Source organism: Gemmatimonadaceae bacterium (genome assembly GCA_020852815.1).
In the GTDB taxonomy this organism is placed as follows: Bacteria; Gemmatimonadota; Gemmatimonadetes; order Gemmatimonadales; family Gemmatimonadaceae; genus SCN-70-22.
Genome location: JADZAN010000033.1, coordinates 83,894 through 109,877, shown reverse-complemented (window position 1 = coordinate 109,877; position 25,984 = coordinate 83,894). Strand labels below are relative to the sequence as shown.

At 67.2% G+C, this 25,984-nt stretch carries 14 protein-coding genes; 6 read left to right on the top strand and 8 right to left on the bottom strand.

Annotation, left to right across the window (positions count from 1 at the left end; genetic code table 11):
- Nucleotides 1-98 precede the first annotated feature (98 nt).
- Genes IT359_17310 through IT359_17300 form a run of 3 tightly spaced genes read left to right on the top strand, consistent with a single transcriptional unit; the run spans nucleotide 99 to nucleotide 5,563 of the window.
- Nucleotides 99-3,203 carry a SusC/RagA family TonB-linked outer membrane protein gene (locus tag IT359_17310; protein ID MCC6930752.1) on the top strand — a complete coding sequence of 1,035 codons (3,105 nt, stop codon included), beginning with the start codon at nucleotides 99-101 and terminating at the stop codon, nucleotides 3,201-3,203.
- The gene (locus IT359_17305; protein MCC6930751.1) at nucleotides 3,203-4,786 is read left to right on the top strand and encodes a RagB/SusD family nutrient uptake outer membrane protein; all 1,584 of its coding nucleotides are present in this window, start codon (nucleotides 3,203-3,205) and stop codon (nucleotides 4,784-4,786) included. Before IT359_17310 ends, IT359_17305 begins: the two co-directional genes overlap by 1 nt.
- Before the next feature lie 6 nt (nucleotides 4,787-4,792).
- Entirely contained in the window at nucleotides 4,793-5,563 is a 771-nt protein-coding gene (locus IT359_17300) for a DUF4397 domain-containing protein (protein ID MCC6930750.1), read from the top strand.
- Nucleotides 5,564-5,853: 290 nt separating this feature from the next.
- Here the strand turns inward: IT359_17300 and IT359_17295 are convergent, their stop codons facing one another.
- From IT359_17295 to IT359_17270, 6 genes are all read right to left on the bottom strand, one after another.
- A complete protein-coding gene (locus tag IT359_17295; GenBank protein ID MCC6930749.1) occupies nucleotides 5,854-7,599 on the bottom strand; it encodes a D-aminoacylase in 1,746 nt (581 codons plus the stop codon).
- 279 nt (nucleotides 7,600-7,878) lie between these two features.
- The gene (locus tag IT359_17290; protein ID MCC6930748.1) at nucleotides 7,879-8,835 is read right to left on the bottom strand and encodes a polysaccharide deacetylase; all 957 of its coding nucleotides are present in this window, start codon (nucleotides 8,833-8,835) and stop codon (nucleotides 7,879-7,881) included.
- A 125-nt stretch (nucleotides 8,836-8,960) separates the two neighbouring features.
- Nucleotides 8,961-12,008: a hypothetical protein gene (locus tag IT359_17285; protein MCC6930747.1), complete on the bottom strand. Its 3,048-nt coding sequence runs from the start codon at nucleotides 12,006-12,008 to the stop codon at nucleotides 8,961-8,963.
- 179 nt (nucleotides 12,009-12,187) lie between these two features.
- Nucleotides 12,188-15,577 carry a PD40 domain-containing protein gene (locus tag IT359_17280; protein ID MCC6930746.1) on the bottom strand — a complete coding sequence of 1,130 codons (3,390 nt, stop codon included), beginning with the start codon at nucleotides 15,575-15,577 and terminating at the stop codon, nucleotides 12,188-12,190.
- Between the two features lie 541 nt (nucleotides 15,578-16,118).
- Complete coding sequence (locus tag IT359_17275; protein MCC6930745.1) at nucleotides 16,119-17,408, bottom strand: RagB/SusD family nutrient uptake outer membrane protein; 1,290 nt, start codon at nucleotides 17,406-17,408, stop codon at nucleotides 16,119-16,121.
- A gap of 14 nt (nucleotides 17,409-17,422) precedes the next feature.
- Nucleotides 17,423-20,491, bottom strand: coding sequence for a SusC/RagA family TonB-linked outer membrane protein (locus tag IT359_17270; protein MCC6930744.1), 3,069 nt, complete (start codon nucleotides 20,489-20,491; stop codon nucleotides 17,423-17,425).
- A 429-nt stretch (nucleotides 20,492-20,920) separates the two neighbouring features.
- On the opposite strand from IT359_17270, the gene IT359_17265 reads away from it, so the two are divergent.
- Nucleotides 20,921-22,585 (top strand): amidohydrolase family protein, encoded by a 1,665-nt coding sequence (locus IT359_17265; protein MCC6930743.1) that lies wholly within the window; start codon nucleotides 20,921-20,923, stop codon nucleotides 22,583-22,585.
- Between the two features lie 79 nt (nucleotides 22,586-22,664).
- On the opposite strand, the gene IT359_17260 is transcribed toward IT359_17265, so the two are convergent.
- The gene (locus tag IT359_17260) at nucleotides 22,665-23,168 is read right to left on the bottom strand and encodes a hypothetical protein (GenBank protein MCC6930742.1); all 504 of its coding nucleotides are present in this window, start codon (nucleotides 23,166-23,168) and stop codon (nucleotides 22,665-22,667) included.
- Between the two features lie 401 nt (nucleotides 23,169-23,569).
- Between IT359_17260 and IT359_17255 the strand changes: the two genes are divergently transcribed.
- Nucleotides 23,570-24,013, top strand: a complete 444-nt coding sequence (locus IT359_17255; GenBank protein ID MCC6930741.1) for a hypothetical protein — start codon at nucleotides 23,570-23,572, stop codon at nucleotides 24,011-24,013.
- Between the two features lie 11 nt (nucleotides 24,014-24,024).
- On the opposite strand, the gene IT359_17250 is transcribed toward IT359_17255, so the two are convergent.
- Complete coding sequence (locus IT359_17250) at nucleotides 24,025-25,092, bottom strand: carboxypeptidase regulatory-like domain-containing protein (GenBank protein MCC6930740.1); 1,068 nt, start codon at nucleotides 25,090-25,092, stop codon at nucleotides 24,025-24,027.
- A gap of 467 nt (nucleotides 25,093-25,559) precedes the next feature.
- Between IT359_17250 and IT359_17245 the strand changes: the two genes are divergently transcribed.
- Nucleotides 25,560-25,970 carry a hypothetical protein gene (locus IT359_17245; protein MCC6930739.1) on the top strand — a complete coding sequence of 137 codons (411 nt, stop codon included), beginning with the start codon at nucleotides 25,560-25,562 and terminating at the stop codon, nucleotides 25,968-25,970.
- The last annotated feature ends 14 nt before the right edge of the window (nucleotides 25,971-25,984 follow it).

Here is a 25,984-nt window from a genome sequence, read left to right as displayed (position 1 = left end):
ACGCGGGGGCCGGCATGACCCCCAACACCCTTGTGCATGCACACCACCCCCGTGTCCGCGCAATTCCTGTCGATCCCCAAATCCTTCGTGCATTTCCCATGAGAACACGAGCACTCCTGACCCTCGTGGCCGCGCCGGCGTTATGGCTGGTGCCGCTCGGGGTCGGGGCGGTGACGGTACCGGCTCGCGCGTTCGCCCAAGCCACCGCCACGCAGCCCAGGACGGTCACCGGCCGGGTGACCAGTGAACAAGGCGAACCCATGGGTTCGGTCTCCGTTGTCATCAAGGGGACGACCCAGGGGACGATGACCCGCGTCGACGGGACGTATTCGATCCGCGTCTCGGCAGGGCAGGTCCTCGTCTTTCGCCTGATTGGCAACGCCCCCGAAGAGCGCACCGTCTCGGACGACAACACGATCAACGTGCAACTGCGCCGTGTGGCGACGCAGCTCGACGCCATGGTCGTGACCGCGCTTGGCCAGACGGCGCAGGTGCGCACCCTCGGCACCTCGCAGCAAGCCGTCGACGGGACGGCGATCTCCGAGTCGCAGCGCCAGAACTTCGTGAACGCGCTTCAGGGGCGCGTGGCCGGCGTCGAGGTCACCTCGTCGTCGGGGGTGCCGGGCGCCTCGTCGTCGATCACCATCCGCGGCGTCTCGTCGATCTCGTCGAGCAACCAGCCGCTGATGATCGTCGACGGCTTGCCGCTGGACAACAAGACGATGAACACCGGCGTGCTGGCCTCGGATGCGCCGGGGTCGCTGACGGCGTTCGCCAATCGCGGCGTCGACTTCACCAACCGCGCGGCCGACCTCAACCCGGACGACATCGAGTCGCTGACGGTACTCAAGGGGCCGGAAGCGAGCGCGCTGTACGGGATCGACGCGGCCAACGGCGCGATCGTCATCACGACGAAGCGCGGGCGCACCGGCGGCGGCCTCGAGTACTCCTCGTCGTTCAAGTTCGAGGGGACGCGCAACACGCCGGAGCTGCAACGCGTGTATGGGCTCACGAGCAACGGCGGTTTCTCGTACTTCGGCGCACCGTACGCGCCGGGCACGACGTTCTACAACAACATCGACGGCTTCTTCCGCACCGCCATCACGCAACGCCACAACCTCTCGTTCAACGGCGCGGCGCAGGATAACCGCATCAACTACCGACTGGCGATGTCGGGGGACAAGCAGGAAGGGGTGGTGCCCAACTCCGACTACTCGCGCCTCAACCTGACCGCCGCCTCGCAGGCGCAGGTGAACCGCTGGCTGCGCGCCGACCTGTCGATGCAGTTCGCGCTGGCCGACAACAACCAGGCGTACAAGGGTGACAACGGCCCGCTCATCGGCCTGTTGCTGTGGCCGCAGACCGACAACGCGAAGGACTGGCTCACGCCCTCGGGGAACCGTCGCCGCCTGACGACGGCGTCCGCCTCGGCGGAAGTCGACAATCCGTACTTCAACGTCGAGAAGAACCGGATCAACGCGAAGAACACCCGCCTGGTCACGAACCTTGGCTTCATCGTCACGCCGTGGAGCTGGGTGAACGTGAAGTCGAACATCGGCATGGACGGCTACACCAACGAGAACGAGATCCTGCGCCACCCCGAGAGTGTGTACGGCGCCAATTACAACGGCGTGCTGGACGATGCCAACGACGTGGTGCGCAACCTCACGGCGCAGACCCTGGTGAACTTCGAGCCGCACCACCTGTGGAAGGGGCTCTCGATCAACGGGCTGGTGGGGAACCAGGTGTCGGACTTCAAGTCGACGACGGCGGCGCTCAAGGGGCAGGACTTCCTCGACCCGAACTTCGTCTCGATCAACAACACCAATATCCGCACCAACCGCACCACCATCGCGCAGCGGCGCCTGGTGTCGCTGTTCGGGAGCGCGACGCTCAACCTCAACGACTACCTGTACGTCACCGGAACGCTGCGCAACGACTGGACGTCGACCATCCCGGCGGAGCGCAACTCGTTCATGTATCCCTCCATCTCGGGATCGTTTGTCTTCACCGACGCCTTCCCGGCGCTCAAGAAGTACCTGACGGGGCGCCTGCGGGGCGGCTACGCCGAGGTGGGGAAGGACGCGAGGCCGTACGCGTATCGCCCGTCGCTGGAGTACAAGACGACGTCGTACGGCGGGTATGGCTATGGCTTCACGGGGCCGAACCTGGGGCTCAAGCCGGAGTTTGCGCGCTCATACGAGTTCGGGACGGAGCTGGGCTTCTTCCAGGACCGGCTGGGCCTCGACGTCACGTGGTATCGCAAGCAGACCAAGGACCAGATCGTCAACGACATCCGCGGTTCGTACGCCACGGGGTTCATCCTGTTCAACCTGAACGGGGCCGTCACGCGCAACGAAGGATGGGAAGTGACGCTGCGCGGCACGCCGATCGAGAACCGGACGCTCGCCTGGGACGTGCAGGCCAACTTCGATCACTCGTGGGGAAAGGTGCTGGCGCTCCCCAACGCGCTGCCGGAGTCGTACGTGTCGGACACGTGGCTCTACGGCAACGTGCGCAACGGGACGGCACCGGGGCTCTCGACGCGGTCGCTGACTGGGCTCTTCTACCTGCGCAACAAGCAGGGCGATCTCCTGATCGACCCGACGACCGGTCTGCCGCTGCGGTCGACGACGTTCATCGATGCGGGCTACGATCGCCAACCCGACTTCACCATCGGCCTCACCAACACGTTCCGGCATCGGAACTGGTCGCTCAACTTCCTGCTCGACATCCGCAAGGGCGGCGACGTGTTCAACGCCACCGAGCGGGAACTCACGGTCCGCGGGCTCAGCACGCGGACGTTGGACCGCGAGCAGCCGCGGGTGATTGCCGGTGTGCTGCGTGACGGGAAGGAGAACAGTGCAACGCCGACGAGGAACAACATCGTCATCATCCCGTCGGTGCAGACGACCTACTACACGCTGATCTCCGACGAGCTGTTCATCGAGAAGGACATCAACTGGCTGCGGCTGCGTGACGTGACGCTCAAGTACCAGCTCCCGCGCGGGTGGCTCAACACGCGCGATGCCAGCGTCTTCCTCACGGGGACGGACCTCTTCCTCATCACCAACTATTCAGGACTAGACCCGATCGTGAACGGGAACAGCGCCGCGGTGGGCGGCTCCGGGGCCGCCGGTATCGACTTCGGCAACTTCCCAATGCCGCGTGGCTACACCTTCGGCTTCAAGGTGGCGTTCTAATGATGAAAACACTTCGCATCGGGACGCTCGCCGCGTTGGTGCTCGCGTCGGCGAGCTGCAAGGATTTCCTGGACGTCAACGACAACCCCAATGCCCCGCAGACGGTGTCGGCCAACCTGTACCTGGCGCCGATGCTGCACTGGATGACGACGTCGCCGCAGTACGACGGGCGCTTCGTGGGACGCTACGCGCAGGAGTGGACGCTGGCCTCGGGCGTCACCTCGCTGAGCACGTGGGACCGCATGGGGTACGACCCCGCCAGCGACAACGGCGCGCAGCAATGGCGCGACGTGTACTGGACGTTTGGGCAGAACCTGGTGGACATGATGAACAAGGCCGAGGCCGAGCAGCGGTGGGACCTGCTGGGCGTGGGCTACGTGCTCAAGGCGTGGGGGTGGCAGGTACTCACCGACCTCCACGGCGAGATCATCATCAAGGAAGCGATCGACCAGTCGAAGTTCACCTTCAACTACGACACGCAGGAGTATGCCTACTCGGAGATCCTGCGCCTGCTCGACAAGGCGATCGAGCTGTTGGGGAAGAGCGATGGGGCGGTGGACCAGGCGTTTCTCGCGCGCACCGACAAGATCTACAATGGCGACCGTGCCAAGTGGACCAAACTCGCGTACGGGATGAAGGCGCTGGCGCTCAACCACTTTTCCAACAAGTCCAGCTACAAGCCGGCCGAGGTGATCTCCAACGTCGACAAGTCGCTGGCGAGCAACGCGGACGAGCCGCTGCTGACGTACCCCGGGACGCAGAACGACGACATCAACTTCTGGGGACGCACGCGCGGCAACATCCAGACGAACACCACGGGCTACCGGCAGACGCAGTTCATCGTGAACCTGATGAACGGGACGTACACCGGCGGCACGGTGGACCCGCGCATGTCGCGCATGCTGGCTCCGTCACCCGACGGGCAGTATCGCGGACTGGACGTCAACGTGATCGGTTTTGGCGCGCTCACGGCGGCGCAGCAGCCGAACAACTTCCACGGCTACGTGGGGACGGGCGGGCTGCAGTCGCCGGGGCGCTACATCTTCGACGACAAGGCCAAGCTGGCGGTGATGACGTACGCCCAGCTGCAATTCATCAAGGCCGAGGCGGCCTATCGGTCGGGGGACAAGGCGACGGCGCTCACGGCGTATCGCAACGCGGTGTCGGCGCACTTCGACTGGGTGAATGCGCGCAACAGCGACAACGGGCAGACGCCGACGCAGATCACCTCGGCGGAGAAGACGGCGTACATGAACGTGATCGTCCCGGCGGCGGCGAGCGCGCTGACGTTGACGCACATCATGTCGCAGAAATACATCGCGCAGTGGGGGTGGGGGCATAACGAGATCTGGATGGACCTGCGCCGTTACCACTACACGGACATCGACCCGGCGAGCGGGATCCAGGTCTTCCCGGGCTTCACGCCGCCGACCAACCTCTATCCCGACAATGGCGGGAAGATCGTGCAGCGCATCCGTGCGCGTTACAACTCCGAGTATGTGTGGAACCGCGCGGCGCTCGAGACGATTGGCGGGCTCGCGCTGGACTTCCACACCAAGCCGCTCTGGATCATCGAACCGTAACCCACCATGAGACTCTACAAGGCTGTCGTGGCGCTGCTCGCTGCCGTGGTGGTTGCGTCCTGCGACAAGAATGCATTGCAGGACATCACCGGGCCGCTGGAGACAGGGCGCATCAAGTTCTTCAACTTCGGGGTGAACGCTCCCGGCGTGAACTTCTACGCCAACACCACGAAGATGACGGCAATCACCTCGACGAGCGGGACGGAGGCAACGACGGGCGTGGCCTACGGAAGCGTGGGCTCGGGCGGCTTCTACGCCGCCATCGCCCCCGGGCAGTACGCCTTTGCCGGAAAGATTGCCGCCACCGTCGACAAGGATCTCGCGGTCGCGACGATCAACGGGACGATTGCCGACGGAAAGTCGTACTCGCTGTACCTGAGCGGGTTCTACAGCACGACCAACAAGTCGGTGGAAGGGTTCATCGTCCAGGATGACTATCCGGCGACGATCGACTACAACGTGGCGTACGTGCGGTTCGTGAACGCGATCTCGAATGCCAACCCGATGACGCTGTACGTCAAGAGTTCGACGACGGCGGTCGAGACGGCCATCGGGGGACCGGTCGCGTACAAGGCGGGCGGGGCATTCGTCTCCATCCCGGGCGGCTCGTACGACCTGAGCACGCGCTACGCGGGCAGCTCGACAAACGCGATCACGCGCACGGCGATCTCGTTCAACGCCGGGCGCGTGTACACCATCAGCGCGCGCGGCGACATCACGATCACGTCGACCACGGCGACCAACCGGCCGTTCCTGGACAACACGGCGAATCGCTAGCGTTCTCGTGCGTCAGGCTCGAAACAAGAACCCCGGTCTCGATGGAGGCCGGGGTTCTTTCTTGTCTGGGGGCGAGGCTGGAGGGTGTGTCGGCGCGAGTGCTGGAAGAGCCTAAAAGCCTTGAACACGGAGGACACACGGAGGCACGGAGGACCACGGAGAAGAACGTTCTCGTTGTTCAACAAGTTCAAAGCAGTTCTCCGTGTACCTCCGTGCCTCCGTGTGTCCTCCGTGTTGAAAGCACTTCCCACACTCGAACCGCCCGCCCCTCCAAGCCTCGCAGGCCAACGCTACCGCCGATACCCAGGCCCACGCACCACGACCCCAGGCTTGGCGCCAGTGTGCTGGCCGTTGCGGAGGACGGCGACGCCGTTGACGAACATGTCGCGGATGCCGGTCGAGAGCTGGTGCGGCTTCTCGAAGGTGGCGTTGTCGGTGATGGTGTTGGGATCGAAGACGATGACGTCGGCCTTGAGCCCCGACTTGAGGACGCCGCGATCGGTGATGTTGAGGCGCGTGGCGACGGCAGAGCTGGCCTTGCGCACCGCGTCCTCGAGCGGGATCACCTTCTGCTCACGCACGTAGCGCCCAAAGAGGCGCGGGAAGTTGCCGTAGGTGCGCGGGTGCGTCATGCCGCGCGCGGTGGCAGGGTCTTCGCTTCCGGCATCGGTGCCGAACTTGATCCACGGCTGGCGGAGCTGCAGGCGGATGTTGTCCTCGCTCATCAGGAAGAGGATCTCGCCCAGTTGCGCCTTCTCGGCAACGTTGAGGTCGATGATGACCTCTGCCCAGTCCTTGCCTAACGCCTGGGCAATCTCGCTCAGGCGCTTCCCCTCGAACTGCTTGTATTCGGGCTTCGTGAAGCCGACGACCATCACGTTGGCGGGCGTCGCGACCTGGCACAGGTTCTCGTAGCCGGCGTCGTCGGCGTGCAGCTCCTGGATGATCGTGGCGCGCAGCGACGGGTTCTGCAGGTTCTCGAGCAGGCGCCCCCCCGCGGCGTACTTTGGCGGGATGCACGCCGCGAAGGAGTTGCCGCCGGCCGGATAGAGGTACATGTCGGCCTGCACGTCCTGCCCGGCCAGGCGCGCCGAGTCGATCTTGGCGATGGCGAGCGGCATCTTGGGCCAGTTGCGCGGGCCGCTGGCCTTGAGGTGGTAGATCTCGACCGCGACCCCACCCTCGCGCCCGATGCGCAGCGCCTCGTCGATCGCCTCGAGGAACTTGTCTCCCTCGCTGCGCATGTGGGTGATGTAGACGCCCCCGTACGGCGCCATGGCCTTCGACGCCTCGATGAGTTCCTCGGTGGAGGCGTATGTGTTAGGCGGGTAGATGAGGGCACTGGCGAGGCCGAAGGCGCCGTCTTCCATCGCCTCGCGCACCATCGTCTTCATCGTCTCGCGCTCGGCGGCGGTGAGCGGGCCGGCTTCCTCCCCCTTGGCATAGACGCGCACCGTCCCATCGCCCAGGAAGGAGCCGACGTTCTGCGCCGTGCCGCGCCCCACCATGTACTCCAGCCACTTGGAGAAGCCGTGCGCGCCGGTGAACTGCGACAGGACGCGGCGAGCGGCGGTGTCGCCCTCGGCGGCGAGCGTCTTGTCGTTCATCGGGCCTAACGAGGCGCCCTCGCCGTGGATGGCGGTGGTGATCCCCTGCGTGACCATGGAGATCGCCTTGCCATCGCCCGTCATGTAGTGGTGAATGGAATGCGCCTGGATGTCGATGAAGCCGGGGGAGACGACCAGGCCGGTGGCATCGACGCGCTGGGTGGCGCGGGCCGACCTGAAAGCGCCGCGCGGCCCCATGGCGGCGATGCGGTCGCCGGTAAAGGCGATGTCGCCGTAGTACCAGGCGGCGCCGGTGCCATCGATGATGCGACCGTTCTCGATGACGACGTCGTAGTTCGACGCGCGACTCGATCCCGCATCGGGGACGATGGTGGCGCGCGGGGCACAGCCGACGACGGCGGCGAACGCGACCAATGCGGCGGCGCCGACTGTGCGCAGGGACGAAAGGCGGGGCAGGAGGGCGGACATTGCGGGAGTGGGTGGGTGAGGGACGGGCAGAATGTACGCGCGATACGGGATGACGGGAGGGTGGCTTGGGGGTGTGGGAGCGGGGATGGGCGCAGGATGCGACGGCGCTTCGAGCGCCTTCCCAACTGTCGTCAAGGTGGTACGCTGCGTGTGAAGAAGGATGAGAGGGAGGCTGCTGGGTGAACGCAGTCTTGTGCATGTCCCCTTGCCTCCCTAACTGCGCCGAGCGTACGCTATGGCCGTGCCTGCGCGTGTACCGCTACTGCCCGAAATGATCGACTAGGGCATCCCCGCCTGCGCCTTCACATAGCGCGCGATCTCCTCAGTCGTCGCGAACCAGACGCCAGGCTTCGCCTTGATGTAGGCGATCAGCTTCTCCAGCTCCTGCATCGGCGCGCGATGGCCGGTCACGTGCGGGTGCAACGTCAGCACGAACATCGTCCGCTCGGCGTATGCTCCGTCGAACTCCTTGCGGAAGAGCTTGAAGACCTGCTCCGGATCGGGCATGGTGCCGCGGGCGCCGAGGTAGGGGGTCTCGGTGAGCGTCCAGTCGATGCCGAGTTCGACGAGCCCCGTGGGTTGGCCGTCGGCGACCACTTCATACGGTTCATCCATCGCCTGCAGCGAGCTTTCGTAGAGGAAGCCCGCCTTGCGCACCAGCGAGAGCGTGTGGGGAGAGAAGGCCCAGGCCGGGGCGCGATAGCCCACGGGGCGCTTCCCGGTTTGCGCGGTGAGGTAGTCGATGGCCTTGTTGAGAAGGCGCTCCTCCTCCTCGGCGCTGCCTAACGCTGGCGGATACTCGTGGATCCACCCGTGAACGCCAATCTCGTGTCGCCCCGATCTCATGATTGCCGGGATCATCTCCGGGTGGAGCATGGCGCTCACCGCGGGGATGAAGAAGGTCGAAGGGATCTGGTACTTGTCCAGGAGTCGCAGGATGCGCGGGAGCCCAGACTGCGCGCCGAAGTCGCCGGCGGAGAGGGTCGTGGGCGAGGTGTCGCCGGAGGCGAGGAGATACGACTCGTTGTCGTCGTCGAAGGTGATGCTGACGGCGACGCGCGCGCCGTTTGGCCACGTCTTCGGCGTTAGGCGGCGGCCGGCGCGCACGGGCGCCACAGCTTTGCGGAGCTGTTCGTCGCTCCAGGTGGTGCCGGGTTGGCGAACCTGCGCCGGCGCTTTCGGGGCGGCGATCACACCAATGACGCCGGCGAGGAGGAGGCGGGTGAACCAGTGCATGACGAGGGCGCTCCGCGGCAGGATCACGTGAGGGGGATTCGCGGGCCACCGCCCGCGCCCCAGCATACCGCGCGGGACGGGGGGGCGCGACTCGCCGGCACCTCGCCCGGCAGCGCACGCGGTCCCTAGAAGGCGAGCTTGAACCAGTGGGAGAGCACGCGCTTCACGCTTCCCTGCATCGGGAGGTAGCGCTCGATCTCGGCGGGGTCCTCGATCCAGCGGCTCTGCCCCACCAGGGTGATGAGGTCGAGATAGGCGATGACGCTCGGCCAGCGGGACATGATGAGGGCATCCTCGCCGTCGAGCGTGAGCGATCGATCGTTCTGGTTGGCCGAGCCGACGATGGTGAAGAAGACGAGCTTCTCGCGATCGCCCGGCGAGAGCGACTCGAACCAGCGCTGCAGGACGTCGCCGCCCACATCGCTCAACGCCTCGGGGATCTGTTCGAACGAACTGACGGCCGACGCTCGACGTTGCACCTGGGCCAGTCGGAGCTGGGCGAACTCCGACATCAGCGTCGACCACTCCGGGTGCGACATGAAACTCCACGCCTCGCGCGAGGCGAAGAAGTTGGCCTTGAGGTGCAGCAGTGCGTAGCCGTTGCTCTCGAAGTCGCGGGTGGTGTCGGCGATGGCCGGGTGCCCGTTCCCTTCCCCCCCGCTGGCCGCAGCCTCCAGCACGACGTCCGGGGGAAAGCCAAAGAGCTCGTGCAGCCACGGGTAGCGCGCGATGGACTCGTTCACCGCCTTCACCTTCCCCGCCACGTCGGTCACGCGGGCGGTGGACGAGAAGATCCCGACCTTGAGGAGGCCGTCGGTGGCGGCGATCTCGGGGGCGAGGACGCGAGCGGCACTCGTCAGGCGCCACACCAGCTCGCGCGCCCGCACCATCGAACCGAAGGCCGGGGCCGGCGCGCTGGCGAGCGCCGGGGCGATGACGAGGACACGCACGCCGCGCAATGCGCATCCCACCAACGCCGACCCCCAGAACGCGCTGCTCCACAGCGAATCGGGGATCTTGATGACCGACTCCGCGGGCATGAGGGTGTACAGGACGGCTTTGGCGACGTTGACGTACTTGGTGTCGAAGCCGGTGCCGTTCTGCAGCTGCATGGCCCGGATCGGGCGCGCGTTGCGGCTGGCGAAGTCCGCAACGCGGCGGTCGTAGTCGGCGGCTCGGGGGCGCGGTTGCAGCACGGCCGCGATGCGATCGGCGGCGATCCCCTGCTTGAGGAGGATCTCGCGCGCGGCCGCCTTGAGGCCGAGGACCGCCGGCCCGCGCACGAGGAGCGAACGATCCTCCCAGGAGAGGTTCGCGTAGTGCTCGCCCACGCCGGCCCCCGTGAACATCGCCTCACCCCTGTAGGGATCCTCCTCCGTGATGTCGTAGAGGACGATCTTGCGGTGGTCGCGCATCCACGCGTCCGGCATCGGGAAGTTGGTGGCGACGCGCCAGCTCCAGTAGCTCGGGTCAGCGGAGTTGGTGACGTTGACGTGGACCTTCACCAGCTTGTGCAGCCACCCCTCGCCATACTGCCGTCGCTGCGCGGTGAGGAGCGCCGACTCGCGCACCGCGGCGCGCAGCGCGTCCTGCGCGGCACGCAGGGAGTCTTCCCACGAAGTGAAGCGGCGCGGCAGGTGCACCTCGTGTCGCAGTGGGTCCTCCAGCAGGTCCATCCAGAGTCGCGCGCGGTTCACGTCGTAGAACCACTCGTCGATGAGGATCATGTACACCGGGAAGCGCCCCGTGCTGTCGTACGCCTTCACGCGCGCCGTCAACGCCGCGAGGTACGAGCGCAGCACATGCCCGTACGCCATCTCATCCGGGTCACCCCTCCGGTCAAAGCCGCGGAAGTCGTGCGTGAGGAGGACGTGGTAGTCCTCGGCCTCGCGAATGGTACGATTGAGCTGGTACTGGAACTGCTCGTTGATCACCCAGGATGCGGCGTTACCGTCGGTGAACTGCTCACCCGTCGCCTCGGCCACGAGGGCGTCGAGCTCCAGCTGGCTGTCGTACTGCTCCGGAAACAGCGCCAGCTGCAACGGCAGCCAGACAAAGCGCGACTCGCGCCAGTCGTGGTGCGCTGCGGCGCGCACCGCGTCGGCAAGCTCGAGGTAGGTCGTGAAGACGGAGAGCGCCGCTTCCGCCAGCTCTCGCGACACGCGCGCCTCGGCCAGGAGCCAGCGCAGGAAGTTGCCGCGCGCCAGGACGGCAAACTGGCGAGTGGTGTCGTCTTCCTTGATCTGCCCCAGCAGGCGGTCGTACGGGAGGAGCACCTCGCGCAGCATCAGGGCGCGCGCCTGCTCGCCCGCGCGCCGCCCCAGCGGCGTCACGTTGGTGCTGGCGGCGTCGACCGGCGTGAGCGCGAGCGTGAAGGCACGATCGATGGCGGCGTGCAGGCGTCGCGATTCGCTGTCCACGGTGCGTCCGCTGGCGCTGCTGTCGCTGGCGATGAAGCGCTTGAGGGAGTCGAGCCGGGCCAGGACGCCACGTTCACTCGCCTTGCCGCCACTGCCGCGGTGGTCGAGCCACGGCACGGTGAGGCGCCCGACGGCGAGGGCGGCGTCGCGCGCGATGGCGAGTTGCGCCTCGAGCTTGGGCGACGGCGTGGCGAGTGGGGCGTCGGGTGGACGACGCGCCTTGAGGCGCACGCGATCGCGCCGCGGGCGGTTGGCGCCCAGTGGAATGCGCCGGAAGACCGGCTTCTCCACTCCGATCATCAGCGAGCGCGAGGGGCCAGTGAGGATGTCGATACGCGCCACGCTCCCGTCACGCGCGAGCCCGCCGCGACGGATGGGGTGCGCGTACGTGAAGATCGGGCGCCACTGATTAGTGGTGATGTTGTAGTCGGCGCCCAGCGCGATCCCCGACACGGGGGAGGCGAAGCGGAGCCGGATGCCGGCGTTGTGCTTGGTATCGTAGGCGCCGTCGTACCCCTCGAGCTGGAGCCCGCCAGCACCAAGCACGGGGTTGAACAACTCGTGATAGACGCCGGCGCGCGCCTCGAGCAGTCCGGATCCATTGCGATCGCGCGTGCCGACTCCCGTCGATACCCCAAAAGTCCACAGCCAATGCCCCGGCTGGCCGAGGGAGACCGTCTCGCCTCCCTCGGCGGGGAGCCGCTGCTGTGCCGGGAGCCTGGCGCCGGCGCACGACAACAGCAGGAGTGCCACTGATTCCCTCACCCTCCACCCGTTGCGCACCATGGCTCCCTGTTGACGTCCCAACTCCCGATCGGCGAGGGCCCTCGGGAGCCGAATCTATGCGCGGCAGCGGCGGCGTCCACTCTGGCCAGCGGCTTACCGCGTTTCCGCGCGGGAGCGGCAGCGCAGTACCCGTGAAATGAAGTCGGCTACTTGCGGTCCAGGGGAATGGGACCGCTCCTCAGCATGTCCGGCTGCAACCAATAGAGGGGGCCATAGGGGCGGCGGCGCGGCCAGACTTCGTCGAGGGTGTCGTCGTCGTACACGACGCCGTTCTTGACTACATACTGGATGTCGGTGGTGGCGCGGATGTCCTGCAGCGGGTCGCGGTTCAGGATCATGAAGTCGGCGAGCTTGCCGACCTCGAGCGAGCCTAGTTCGCGCTCCTGGCCAATGAAGCGGGCGCCGTGGAGCGAAGCGATCTCGAGCGCCCCCATGTTGCCGTTCGCGGCGGCGGCCATCCAGACCTCCCAGTGGGAGCCCAGGCCGTTGTGCTGTCCGTGCGCGCCGATGGCGCCGTAGCCGCCAGCCGCAATCATGTCGGCCAGTCCCTGGGCGATCCAGGCGAACGAGTAGTCGGTGAGGGGGCGCTTCATGACGCGGCGCGTTTGTGGGATGTATTGCACCCAGGGGAGGAAGCGTCGCGTCTTGGCGTCCTTCCACGCCTCGGTCTCCTGGTACCAGTACTCCTCGTTCCACGGGCCGGGGCCGCCGACCATGAAGGTGGGGGAATAGGTCGCCTGCGCCTTGCCGAAGAAGGTGGTCACGTCCGAGTACAGCGGCGTGTACGAGAGCGGGTGCTCGAAGCCGGTGTGCCCGTCCATGATCATGCCTAACGTGTATTCCAGGTCGCCATTCTCCGAGGTGACCTGGATTTGCAGCTTGCGGGCGGCTTCCATCACCCACTGGCGCTGGTCACGGCGCGGCTGCTGGTACTGCTTGAGGCTCACGGCGCCCCACGACTTGAGCTTGGCGATTCCCCACTCGGCGCGCTCATATGACGAGAAGTCCTCCTGGCGCGAGCCGTCGCCGGCATAGAGCGGGTCGCCGGTGGTGTAGACGCGTGAACCCACGAGCAATCCCGCGTCGACCAGCTCGGCGGTGGGAAAGAGGTTCTGCGACCACATGGAGGGGTCCATCGTGGTCGTGATCCCGTAGCTGAGGAAGATCGCCCCTTCGTAGTTGTGCTGCGGGATGATGCCGCGATGTTCGCGGTAGTTGTGGGCGTGGACGTCGATGAAGCCGGGGATGATCGTCTTGCCGCTGGCGTTGATGGTACGCGCACCGGCGGGGATGCGGCAGGCGCCGACGCAGACGATCCGGTTTCCCGTCACGACGAGCGTCCCGTTGACGACGGCGCGCTTGTTGAGCGTGACGAGGCGGGCGTTGGTGAAGGCGACCGTCCCGTTGGGGATGTCGCGCGGGACGGTGAGGGCAATACGCGTGGTGTCGGAGCGCTTGCTGCTGACGGAGTACGAGAAGAAGGTGTCGGCGCTCCCGTAGTCGAGCGTGGTGGCGTTGCGCCACGTGGGGAAGAGGCCGCCGGTGCTGGTGAGGCGCGTGGCGGGGAGTTTCGGGCGATTGCGATCGACGCGGACCGGGGCGCCGCCGCTCCCCTCGATCGGGAAGGGTGTGACCCAGACGTTGTCGCTCTCCTGGAAGGCGAGCCACTTCCCGTCAGGTGAAACCGTGGCCTCGTCGGCGAACGGGAAGGCGACGTGCGCGCGCCGGTCGCTCCCGTCCGGGCGCACCGAGTACAGCGTGCTCGAGGTGGTGGGGTCGGTATTGGTGAGGTGCAGGTAGAAGATGCGCCCGTCGGGGCCATAGGCTGGGCGGACGATCTGGTTGCGGATGGAGTTGAAGGATGAGCCGGCGTTGGCGTCGGGGGCGTTGGTGACGCGCACGACGAACCGCGCCTCACCACCGCCAGCCGCAACGCCGGCGCTGCTCACGCGCACCACGTCCCAGAACTGGTTCCAGACCACACCGCGCCCGTGGCGCGACTCGCCGGCGCCGCGGGCAAGGACGATCTCCTTCCCGTCGCGGCTCCACGACGGATGGATGTACTCGCCGGCGTCGCGCGTGAGGCGCTCGGGCGCCCCGCCAGCCGCACGCACCTTCCACAGGTGCGCACTCACGGTGTCGTCCCAGGAGGTGAAGGCGAGCCACTCGCCGTCCGGCGACCAGGCGGGGGCGTACTCGAACGGGGTGAAGGAGTCCGGCGTGACACGCTTGGGGGCGCCGTTGGGGAGCTCCATCACCCAGATGCGCCCCACGGCCTGGAAGGCGAGGCGCTTGCCATCGGGTGAGGCGCTCTGCCAGCGCGTGAAGCGACTCGAGAAGGACGCCGCGGTATCGCGCACCTGGAAGTTGGCAAGCTGCGAGATGGTGCGCTTGACACGCGCCGTGAACGGGATGGTCGTCACGTTGCTGCTGGCGACATCGAGCTTGCGGAGCTTCCCGCCCTGCGTGAGATAGATCGACGCCCCGTCGCGGCTCCAGGCGTAGCCCGGGAAGTTGCGCAGGACCTTGATCCCCTCGAAGATGTCCTGCTCGACGGGATCCATGATCATGCGCTCGCTCCCCGTCTCGAGGTTGCGAAGCCAGAGCGCCGAGCGTGGGCCGAAGCTGTGTCCCTTCCAGGTGATCGTCCCGTCGGGGATGCGGCGGACGAAAGCGAGCCACTTGCCGTCCGGCGAGACTTCGGGGGCCCCCATCCCGCCTGACGAGGCTTGCACCTGCTGCTGCTGCTCGCCGTACGACACGGCGGAGATGTCGCCGGTGCGGATCTCCATGCGGCGCACCTGCACCGCGCCGGCCAGGAAGTCGTTGCGCCCGGAGTAGCCGGCGAGCGACGACCCCTGGTTGAGAACCTGGAAGTAGAGGTACTTCCCGTCGCGCGACAGCGAGGGCCACGACGCGGGCTGCCTGCTCCCCGCGAGGAGCTCGACGCCGCTCCCCCCGTCCTTGTGGTACATCCAGATCCCGCCGCTCCCCGGGGCGCCGCCGTTAGGCAGCTGGTTGCGCTGGACGACGATGTACTGCCCGTCCGGCGTCCACGCCGGCGTGGAAGCGCGCACGTACAGCTCGGTGAAGACGGCGCGCGGGTTGGAGCCGTCGGCATTCATCACCCACAGGTTGTTCTGGCCCCTGCGGTCGCTGATGAACGCGATCGTCGAGCCGTCGGGCGAGATGCGCGGGTGGGCATTGATGGCAATCCCGCTCGATTGCGTCAGCGCGACCGCTTCCCCGCCGCTCGTCGGCACGCGGTAGATGTGCCCCAGGAGATCGAAGACGAGCCAGCTCCCATCCGGCGAGACGTCGACCGACATCCACGTCCCCTCGCTCGTGATGAAGTCGATCTCACGCGTGGCGCCGCGCGGCTGCGTGACGTCCCAGGCGGGGGGTTGCTGGGCGTGGGCTTGGGAGGCGACGATGGCATTCGTCGCTACGGCGACGATGGCATTCGTCGCTACGGCGACGATGGCATTCGTCGCTACAGCGACGACAAGCGCGACGACACGAACGAGCGGGCGCATGTGGCGATCCTGGTCCGGGGCGAGAGCCCAGACATTACCTCAGGCGAGCGTGGCGCGGAATGGCGGCCGGGTTCATTGAGGAACGGAGATCAATTTGAACACGCGCGGGGGGGGCGGAGATCAAGACCTTTGAGCACGGAGGACGCACGGAGGAACGGAGGTCCACGGAGGACTTCAATCAGGACATGTCTGAGTCCATTGCGCGTTAGCGCTCGGGCAGAAACATGAAGAGCGTTCTTCTCCGTGTACCTCCGTTCCTCCGTGTGTCCTCCGTGTTGAAGGCTTTTGACCTTGTTGAAGGCTTCTGACCTTCTCCCACCCTCCCAGCACCAGATCCCTCGCACGCAAACGCCGAAGGCCCAAGGATCTCCTCCGTGCACCTCCGTTCCTCCGTGCGTCCTCCGTGTTGAAGGCTTTTGACCTTGTTTGAAGGCTGTTGACCTTGTTGAAGGCTTCTGACCTTCTTGAAGGCTGTTGACCTTGTTGAAGGCTTCTGACCTTCAACCCGGAGATGCACGAAGCCAGGAACGACACGCAAACGTCAGCTCTTGAAGTTGGGGTTGTTCTGGGTCTCCACGTTAGGCAGCGGGACGCAGGTGAGCGTGCTGTAGGTCTGCCCCTTGCGGTTCACACCGGACTGGAAGGGGAGCCCCTTGCGCAGCATGTCGACGTAGCGGTGCCCCTCGCTGAACAGCTGGCGACGGCGCTCCTCCAGGACGATGGCGTTCATGTCGGCGCCCGGCGCCGGGACCAGCGCCGGTGTGTTGCTCAGGGCGCGCACCCGGTTGATCGCGTCGAGCTGCGCCTGACCGGTCGTCGCCTCGGCGAGGATCAGCTGTGCCTCGGCGTAACTGGCAATCGGGAGCGACACCGCGCCGCTTCCGATGAACTTCTGCTGCTGCCAGATGGCCGTGTTGTTGTCCGGGCCGATGCGGTTCATGTTGTTGACCTTCACGCGCGGATCGGCGGCGCCATTCTCCACCGTGAGGCCTCGATAGGCAGGCGTCACCGACACGAAGTCGTTGCGCACCGAGAGATTGTACAGGCGGTTCTCGCGCGCCGGCGTCGTCTCGGAGTACTCGGCGTTGCGCACGAAACCCGCCGGGACCTGCGTGGCGTCGGAGGCCGCGCCACTCAGGTTGTTGAGGTCGAGGCGCACGCGCGCACGCCCCACGTAGGCCATGTTGCGCAACGAAGCATCGTTGGCCGTCGTTGCCGCCGCGATGGCATCCGTGAAGCGCTTCTCGGCGATGGCAAGCACCTCGGCTTTAGTCATCTTCGGGCCGTTGGCGACGGCCATCTCGCACATCGTCTCGCCGAGGATCGTGTAGGTGTAGCCCGCGTAGGCGAGCATCTCCGCCTGGATCTTCGCGCGGCCGGCGACCTGCGCATCGCTGAAGGCGCTCACGCGCGCGTAGGTGTCGTCGAGCTGGAAGCGCGCCTGCTGCATGGGCGTGTAGTAGCCCATCGCGGTCGTCCCGCGCGCGCCGGCGCAGGCACCGGGCGCGTTCTTGATCTCCTGCACGCCGCGCCACTCCCACGGATGGTTGTCGACGAAGCCGTTGGCCGACCAGTACTCGCCGGAGAGCATCCCGGCGGTGGACACCCACTGCCCGAAGGCGCACTGGAAGCTCTGCAGCGACGCCGCCTCGAGGGCGGGGATGAGCGCCGGGTCGCCCAGCGCCGCGTCGGGGACGCGACCGGGATTGTCGACACTCAGGAGTTTGTCACAAGCCGCCGTGCTGGCCGGCAGGAGGGCTACGAGCATGGTGGCGATCCGGCGGCGGCTCACGGCGCGCCGGTCGCGAACGTTCATCGGGTGCATTCGCATGGCGGACTCCGGAATCAGAAGGTGAGGCGCAGCGTGGTCACGAACGAGGCCGTGGGCGGCATGATCGTCTGGAAGCCGTTGGAGAGCTGCCCGACGGCGCGGATCTCGGGATCCCACGTGACCTGGTTGGCGATGCCGATGTGGATCAGGCCATCGCGCGACGTCGACCAGCCGTCCTGCTGCGTCCACAACATCATCAGGTTGCGCCCGGCCACGGTGAGTGTCCCGCTGGAGACGCCAAGGCGCCCCATGAGCGACCGCGGCAGGTTGTAGCTGCCGGACACCTCGCGCAGCCGCAAGAAGCCGGCGCGATACGTCCCCGGGGCGTCGGCCTCGATGGCGCGATAGACCTGGAGGAACGGGTCGTTGCGCTGGATGACGGCGAGCGTCGAACCCTGGTTGTGCAACGCACGCACTTCCGTGTTGGACTGGATGTGGCCGCCGTTGCCGTCGACGCGGGCGTAGAGACGGAACTTCTGCCACAGCCCCACCGAGGTATTGAGCCCCACCTGCCACGTGGGCTGCGAATGTCCCCAGAACACGCGCGGGGCCGACGAGCACGGCGTGTCGGGGCCGCCGCGATCCACGCCTCCCGTCCCCCGCCCACCATCGCAGGTGGATGACGTCACGTTGCCGTTGGCGTCGATCGTTGCCTTGCGGAGCTTGTACATGAAGAAGTCGGCGATGCCGTAGCCCACGCGGTTCTGTGCCTGGCCGCCGCCGCCAACGGTGAGGAACTGCGTTCCACCCATGTCCTCGATGCGGTTGCCGTTCGTGGCGAGCTGCGTCCCCACTTCCCACTGCACTCGGCTGCGCTCGATGAGGCGCACGTTCACCGCAAGCTCCTGCCCCCACCCCTTTACCTTCCCGATATTGACCACCTGTGAGCCGGGGAAGCCCACCGAGGGCGGGATCGGGACGTTGACGATGGCGTCGGTGATGTTGCGGTTGTAGTGCGTATAGGAGATGTCGGCGCGCCCCTTGAGCAGCGTCGTCTCGAAGCCCAGCTCCAGCTCCTGGCTGCGCTCGGGCTTGAGCTGCGGGTTGCCATACGAACCGGGGATGAGCCCCGGGTTGTTCTGGTAGCCAACGCTCGGGTCGTACAGCCGCGGAGCGTCGAACGTCCCTGGCTGCGTCCCGGCGGCGCCTAACGCGCCACGAATGCGGGTCTCACCCAGGAAGGGGAGCTTGAACCACGGCTCTTCGCTGATGACCCACGAGGCCGAGAGCTTGGGATAATACGCCGCCGAGAACTCCTCGCCGAAGGCGCTGTTGTCGTCGCCACGGATGGCGGCGGTGACGAAGACGCGGTTGTTCCACGCCACCTGCTGCTGGAGGAACATCCCCACAGTTGCATTGGCGAGGTAGTCCTCGGTGCCGGCGCGCGTGGCGCCGCCGGTGATGGTCGTGATGGGAATGGCCGGGAAGGTATTGGCCGTCGCGCCGATGGTGCTGATCTCCTGGCGGTACGCCTGCAGCCCGACCGACGACGTCAGGCGCAGGTTCTCACCAAAGCCCCACTTCACGTTGCCGGCATAGTCGAGCGTGAGGAACGAGCGCGAGGTGCGCGCGGCGTTCTTGGCGCCGAGTCCGTTCTGCCCGAGGAAGTCGAGCGAGCCTAACGGTTGGCGGCGATAGAGCGTCCAGTTGTTCTCCGATCCCACGTCGAGGCCGACAACGAGGCGGTTGGAGAACCAGCTCATCGGCGAGTACTCGCTGGTGAGGCTCATGGTGGTGCGATCGTTGTCGGCATGTGCCTCGGCGGTCGACCACTCCTCGGGCGGCGAGTTCAGGAAGCCGCGCTTCCCCGTGCTCTTGGTGAGCGGCGTCCCCCAGCGCAGCTGCGAAAACGGGTCGATGTCGATGGCCTGCTGCGCAAGGCGCACGCGGTCACGGATGTGGCCAATGCTCCCCTGCAGGCGGAAGTTGTTGCTGGCGAGAACGTCGAGGTTGGCGCGGGCGCTGAACTTCTTGTCCCAGTTCCACGGGACGACGCCCACATCGTGATCCCACCCGGCGGCAATGAAGTAGCGATTGGCGTCGGTACCGCCGGCAAGCGAGGCGTTGTAGCCCTGGTTCCGGCCGGTGGTGAAGATCGGGCCCTTGCCGTTCTCGATCTCGTTGCGATAGAGGTTGAACGAGATGATCTGCTGCGACGTGGGGTCGCGTCCGTAGAGGAGCCCGGCACGTCCCTCGGGATTCTGGAGCCAGTTGGCGCCTTGTCGCGTCGTGAAGTTGAACTGCGGCTTCCCGGTGCGACCGCGCTTCGTGATGATCTGGATGACGCCGTTCGAGGCCTCGGTGCCGTAGAGCGTGGAGGCGGCCGGCCCCTTGATGACCTCGATGGACTGGATGTCCTCGGGGTTGATGTCGTTGAGGCGCGAGGCGCCGCCGCCTCCGCGTTGCACGGGGCCGCGCGCGGGCGAGGCATCCATGCGCACGCCATCTATGTAGATGATGGGGTCGTTGGTGAGCGAGAGCGACCCGACGCCTCGCACGCGGAGCTGGGCGCCGACGCCGACCTGGCCCGCCGCGGGGAGGACGATGAGTCCCGGGGTGCGCGCGCCGATGAGGTCCTGCACGGAGCGCGGCGCCGCGTTCGCCATCACCTCCTTGGCATCGATCGACTCGATGACGTTGCCCACCGCGCGCCGCTGTGCCACGCCGCCGGTACCGGTGATGACCACTTGGTCGAGGCGGGCGGTCTGGGCCGGGAGGGCGAAATCGGCGGTGGCGGTCTCGCCGGTGCGCACCGTCAGGCGCAATGCGCGCGGGGCGTAGCCCACCAGGCGCACGCTGACCATGACCTGCCCCGCGGGGACGCCGGTGATGGAGTAGCGTCCGTTGACGGCGGTGCGGGTGCTCCGCGTGCCTGCGGCCCCTTCACCGGAGACGATGACCTCGACGCCGCTGAGCGGTGCCTTGGTGGCGGAATCGGCGACCACACCGGCGACGGTACCGGTGCTGCCCTGGGCGACGCCTTCGGATGCGCCGAGTAGCGTCGCCATGGCGACCGCCGCCAGCGCGGCGACACGGCGGCGTGTGATGGACGTTGGACCGAGGGATGACGAGTGTGGCGACATGACACCTCTTGGAGGTGAGGTATGATATGGTCGGCCGCGCGGCCGGCCTCCGATCGCCGTCGCCTCGCCCTAACGACGCATGGCAGGGATGGCCCGGAAGCGCGGGGACTATGCGGGCGGGTGCGAATCCCCGCAAGGATCGCGGGACGACCGCAAACGTTTTCTCCATGAAGCGACCGCCCGGATGGGTGGGTTCCCAACGCACGGCGCGGGCGTCGCGTAAGGAGGGATTGGGTCGTGCGAGCGCTGTAACCGTACCGCCCGTGCGTGCTGCGTCGTTCGTGATGATGAAAAGCCTTCAACGCGGGGGACGCACGGGGGGGGGCGGAGGTACATGGGAAGGCGATGATGCTTACGTCTCGTCATCGGGAGGCGTAGGATGGTGGGGCGTATGCGTGTCGCCCCTCGCACCTCTCACCGTCGCTCTTCATGTCCAGCTGGCTCGTTTCCTCCCGAACGTCGTCGTGGCTGTTGATCGCTGCTGTGGGCGCGACGGAGGCGCTGGTCGCGCCGGTGCTGGCGAGCGCACAGTCGCGCGAGAACATTGTCGTCCCCAACAATGGACCGACAACGCTCGCCCTGGGCACCACGCGGGGTGTGCGCGCCAATCGACTGGTCATTCGCAACGCGACGATCGTCAGCGGGCGCGGCTCGCCGGGGACCAACCGCGGAATGCCGCCCGAGGGGCCGGTCGACATCATCATCGAGAACGGGATCATCACCGACGTCGTCCTGCAGGACGCGGTGAACACGGCGGGGAACGGCGCGGACTACCAGCGCCCCACGGGTGACGTGGTGATCGATGCCAAGGGGAAGTACGTGATTCCCGGGCTGGTCGAGATGCACGCGCACCTCCCGCCGCCCAGGTCGGAGATGGGGGCGCGCGGGCTGGACTATGCGTATCGCCTGTACCTGGGCCACGGCATTACCACCGTGCGCGACGCGGGGACGGGAGCCGGGCTCAAGCTGATGGTGGCGCAACGTGACCAGAGCGCGGCGCACTCGCTCATCGCGCCGCGCCTGGTGCTCTGCCAGCGCTGGCCGCTCCCGCTGCGGAGGTGGGACGTCGGCAACACGCCGGAGAAGGCGCGCGCGATGGTGCGCGAGTTCAAGGCGTTAGGCGCCGACTGCATCAAGATCTCCAAGAGCCCGGGGCACTACCCCGACGTGATGGAGGCCGCCGCCGACGAAGGGAAGAAGCTGGGGATGTACACGATGGTCGACCTCAAGGTGTCGGAAACCGATGCCCTCGTCGCCTCCAACGCTGGCGTGCGTTCGATCGAGCACTGGTATGGGATCCCCGACGCGGCGCTGAAGGGGTCGCAGAACTTCCCCGCCGACTACAACTACTGGGATGAGCTCGACCGCTTTCGATTTGCCGGCAACCTGTGGGCGGAGGCCGACAAGGAACCGGAGCGCTTGTCCAAGGTCATCGACCAGATGATCAGGAACGGGACCAATTGGGACCCGACCATGGCGACGTACGAGGACAACCGCGACGTGTGGCGCAAGTTGGGGATGCCAGTGCGCGAGACGCTGGTGCACCCCAGCGAGGTCGCGGCGGGCCCGGACTCGACCATCCATGGCGCCTTCAAGCGCGAGTGGTCCACCGCCGACGAGATCAACTGGAAGCGCAACTTCGGGATCTGGATGAAGTGGATCAAGGAGTTCCACGCTCGCGGCGGGCTGCTCACCGCGGGGAGCGACGAACCGGGGATCGGCGGGATCGCCCTCATTCGCGAGCTGGAACTGTTGCAGGAAGCGGGGCTTCATCCCATCGACGTGATCCGCGTCGCGACGACCAACGCCACCAAGGCGTTAGGCATGGAGCGGGTGTGCGGGATCCGCGTGGGATGCGCCGCCGACCTTGCCGTGATCAACGGGAACCCGATCGAGAACTTCAAGGTGATGTACGGTCGCGGCTACGGCGTATACGGACTCGTGCCCCGCGACCAGCAGTGGAAGAGCGGCGGCGTGGCGTGGACCATCAAGGACGGCGAGGTGTTCGACGCGCAGGCGCTGTTACGCGAGGTGGAGGGGTATGTGGGGGCGGAGCGAGTTCGAATGGCAGGGGCGAGGAAGGTCCTGCCGTGAGGGGGAAGTGCGGGCGGGGGACGGGAATGCCAACGGCGCCGTTAGGCGCCGTTGGCGAGAGGCGGAACTTTCTGCCACGTCAGACGGGTGGGGGGGCCATGCCCATTTGTGACCAGTCCTCGCGCGCGGGGCCGTAGATCCCCGGGACCCGCAGGCCGGCGATGCGCATCAGGATGGTGAGTTGGCCGCGGTGATGCGCCTGGTGCATGACGAGCGCCGCGAGCGTGTGGGCGCGCGTCCATTCCTCTCCGTACATCATGTCCTTCTGTTGCAGCGTGGCGTCGGTCCACGTGGCGCGCAGCTGCTCGGCGAGCGAGGCGGCGACGGCGCGATAACCGGCGGCGATGGCGGCGGCACTGGCCGGGACCGGTTCGTGTTCACCGACGCCCGACAGGTGGAGCCCGGTCCTCGACATCATCTCCGGTATTGTCTGCGCAATGTGCCACGCCAGGCGTCCGATGGTGCGGCCGTCGGCGGCGGCCGACGTGGCGAGCGAGGCATCGGTGAGGCCATCGAGCACGCGCTGTGTGTCGTCGCTTTCGTGGTGCCAGGATGCCAGGAAGGAGTCGATCGTGTTGAACATGAGAGGGTCCTCCGACGCAGTGACCGACCTGATCTGCCGCGCACCGAGTGAGCGCGGCCTGCCTGCAAGTGTAGCGCGCAACGGCGCACAGGCACAATCGCCACGGCAAGCGCGATAGGCCGTTGCGCCGACTGCCTCACGAGGGCGTCGTGATGTGTGACCTGTACAACCGGTGGGGGGTGAGGGCAACTTGCGTGCGCCTGACGGACCCCCCCCCAGTCCACCGCATCTTGCATAACGACTCACTCCCGCGCGCATCGTCGCCCAGCGCCAAAGACGCCCACGACGCCCACCCGCCTGCACCGGCGGCTGCACCTGCGCCTGCACCTGCCCTTGCTACCGCGCCTGCAGCTGCACCTGCACCCGTCGGGCCACCCAACGGCCGGGGCGACCCGAGGACGTTGGCGCTCGTCTCATGCACCGGGCCGGCCCTCTCCCACCCGTCACGTGCCCGCGATCACTTCACCTCGCCACTCTTCCGTGAGCTGTGCACCTACGCCAATCGTGAGGCGGGGCGGTGGCTCCTGCTCTCGGCGGGGCATGGCGTGGTCGAGCCGGATGCGGTCATCACGCCAGTGACGTCGGTGATTGGCCGCAAGGACACGGCGGCGCGACGGACCTGGACCGCGCTGGTGATCGAGCAGCTCGCGCCGCGCCTGACGGGGGTGGAGCGCATCCTCCTGCTGGCCAATGCGCGGTCGCGCGAGTATCTGCTCGACTACTTGCAGCTGGAGGGGCGCACGGTGCTGGTGCCGCTCGAGGGGTTGTCGCTGGGTCAGCAGCTGCAATGGCTGCGGCGTCAGCGCGATCGTTCGCGCGCCGTGGACGGCACCGGCGATCGCTGAGCCTGGGCGCCTCAGCGCCGCGGCACGGGGGTGGGGGTGGAGATGGGGGGCGTCGCCTTGCGGTACTTGATGGCCTCCGTCCGTACCAGCTGCACCACGTCGGGGAGCCCCCACTCGTCGCCCGCGCCGGGAGCGGTGCGCCACCAGTAGGCCAGCGTGCTCTCCGGGACGGCGATGAGCGACGTGGGCGACAGGAACGAGGTGAAGCCCTCGAGGCGACGTGGGCCGTCGTCCTGGCGGATGAAGAGGGAGAACTCCACGCGCTGCAGCAGCGAGGTGGACGAATCCATGAGGGCGTCGCCGGCCCAGTCGGAGCCCCTGGCCGCCGGGCTGGGCGCGAAGCTGAGGCGGACGCGGCGCGCTCCTTGGCGCCCCACGACGCTCGCCGTCGTGACGCAGTGGTGGTCCCAGAAGGTGGGATCGCCGAGCGTGGAGAGAAAGAGGATGGGGACCGAGAAGCCGATCGTGTGGAGCTGGACCACCTGTCCGGGAAGGTAGGGGTCGCCCCACTCCTCGGATCGTCCGCGTTCACGGTGCCGCTGGTCGCTTTGCGTGTTGGCCGCACGGTTGCGCCTGACGGTTCGGCGCTCGATGTCGACCTCGAAGGGGTATGACTTGCGGAACGTCTCATAGCGCTCGGCCCCTTCGCGGAGCTGCGACAGCGCCCAGAGGGCGAGTGGTCGCGCCGAGTCCGCGACGGCGGGGCAGTCGCGCGCCGTGGTGGTGCTGACGGGCGGGAGGGCGAACGGAATGCGCGTGAGGCGCACGACGACCGGCGCCGCGCCGCCGCCGGGGAGTGACGCGTGTTGCAGCTGCAGGTCCGCGAAGGCAAAGCCCAGCTGCCGTACGCGCACCGTGACGCTCCCCTCGTCGGGGAGGTAGACGCGCGCCTCGCCGTTCTCGCGCGTGAGGGCCCGGTGCCCCGTGCGGAGATCGATCACCTCGGCGTTGGCGAGCGGGGAATCGTCGGCGTCGGACAGGACGCGAATCACCACCGGCGCCTGCGCCGGGCGCGGCGCGACTGTCGCGCTGACGAGCGCGAGCATGCTGGCCACGAGGAACCATCCGTGCTTCGACACTGGACGCGGCTGGCTGTCGTTGGTCGTGGTGGCGGTCGGTCGGTCGGTCGTCCGTCCGTCCGTCCGTCCGTCCGCCTGACATTGCGCCCGCGTCGGGGGTGGCGAAAGGGGGTGAGGTGGCCCGTGTGTCGCGATTCGGGGCGCGAGCGCGCATCTCCTGGTGTGGGCGGCGGGGTGGGACGATTGACCCATCCCTTTACTGTGGCGGTGCGATTCATTGACAAGGTTCACAGCTGGCGCACGAATCGTGACGTGGTGCACTCGTCAGGCACGCATCTGCCATGACAACTTGCCAAAGGCGCATTTGCTCTCTAGGCTGACATGCGGGCGGTGCGTCACGTGGCGCACCGCTCGGCAAATGTTCGCCTGCAGGCGTGCCCCTCGGGGCCCTGAAATCCGGCGGGACGGCAGGCCCAGGACGATACACGACTCCCCTCGTCTTTCACATACATCGCAGGAGCACTTCCATGACCCGACGCATCCTTCTCGCCCTCGCCGCCGCCAGCGCCGCGGTTGTCCTCTCGGCGTCCACCGCGCACGCGCAACACGGACTCGTGAAGACAAACCGTTCGCAGCGCGTCGTGGCCACGTACCAGTTCGGTGCCCCGCGCTACGCGTTGGCGGTGCCGGTCAAGGTCACCGTCTCCGACTCGGCCGGGACGCTCGTGGCGCGCGCCCGCGTGCACGGCGAGGCGACGGAACGTCCGCTCGACGTCTCGGTGATCGAGAACGACCTCGTCCTCCAGGGCGAGACGGCGCACGGCGTGCTCACGCTCGTCCTGGAACGGCAGGCCACCGGGACCGAGGGGAAGCTCACCTCCGGACGCTGGGCCGTGGGCGACGCCGAGGGGACGCTCCGCGCGCGCAAGTGCGAGTAGCCGGCGCGTATCGC

Bases quoted from the DNA above. Each gene is read 5' to 3' on its own strand.
- IT359_17310 (MCC6930752.1), top strand. From the start codon at position 99: ATGAGAACACGAGCACTCCTGACCCTCGTGGCCGCGCCGGCGTTATGG.
- IT359_17265 (MCC6930743.1), top strand. From the start codon at position 20,921: ATGTCCAGCTGGCTCGTTTCCTCCCGAACGTCGTCGTGGCTGTTGATC.
- IT359_17290 (MCC6930748.1), bottom strand. From the start codon at position 8,835: ATGCACTGGTTCACCCGCCTCCTCCTCGCCGGCGTCATTGGTGTGATC.
- IT359_17245 (MCC6930739.1), top strand. From the start codon at position 25,560: ATGACCCGACGCATCCTTCTCGCCCTCGCCGCCGCCAGCGCCGCGGTT.
- IT359_17305 (MCC6930751.1), top strand. From the start codon at position 3,203: ATGATGAAAACACTTCGCATCGGGACGCTCGCCGCGTTGGTGCTCGCG.
- IT359_17295 (MCC6930749.1), bottom strand. From the start codon at position 7,599: ATGTCCGCCCTCCTGCCCCGCCTTTCGTCCCTGCGCACAGTCGGCGCC.
- IT359_17280 (MCC6930746.1), bottom strand. From the start codon at position 15,577: ATGCGCCCGCTCGTTCGTGTCGTCGCGCTTGTCGTCGCTGTAGCGACG.
- IT359_17270 (MCC6930744.1), bottom strand. From the start codon at position 20,491: ATGTCGCCACACTCGTCATCCCTCGGTCCAACGTCCATCACACGCCGC.
- IT359_17260 (MCC6930742.1), bottom strand. From the start codon at position 23,168: ATGTTCAACACGATCGACTCCTTCCTGGCATCCTGGCACCACGAAAGC.
- IT359_17275 (MCC6930745.1), bottom strand. From the start codon at position 17,408: ATGCGAATGCACCCGATGAACGTTCGCGACCGGCGCGCCGTGAGCCGC.
- IT359_17300 (MCC6930750.1), top strand. From the start codon at position 4,793: ATGAGACTCTACAAGGCTGTCGTGGCGCTGCTCGCTGCCGTGGTGGTT.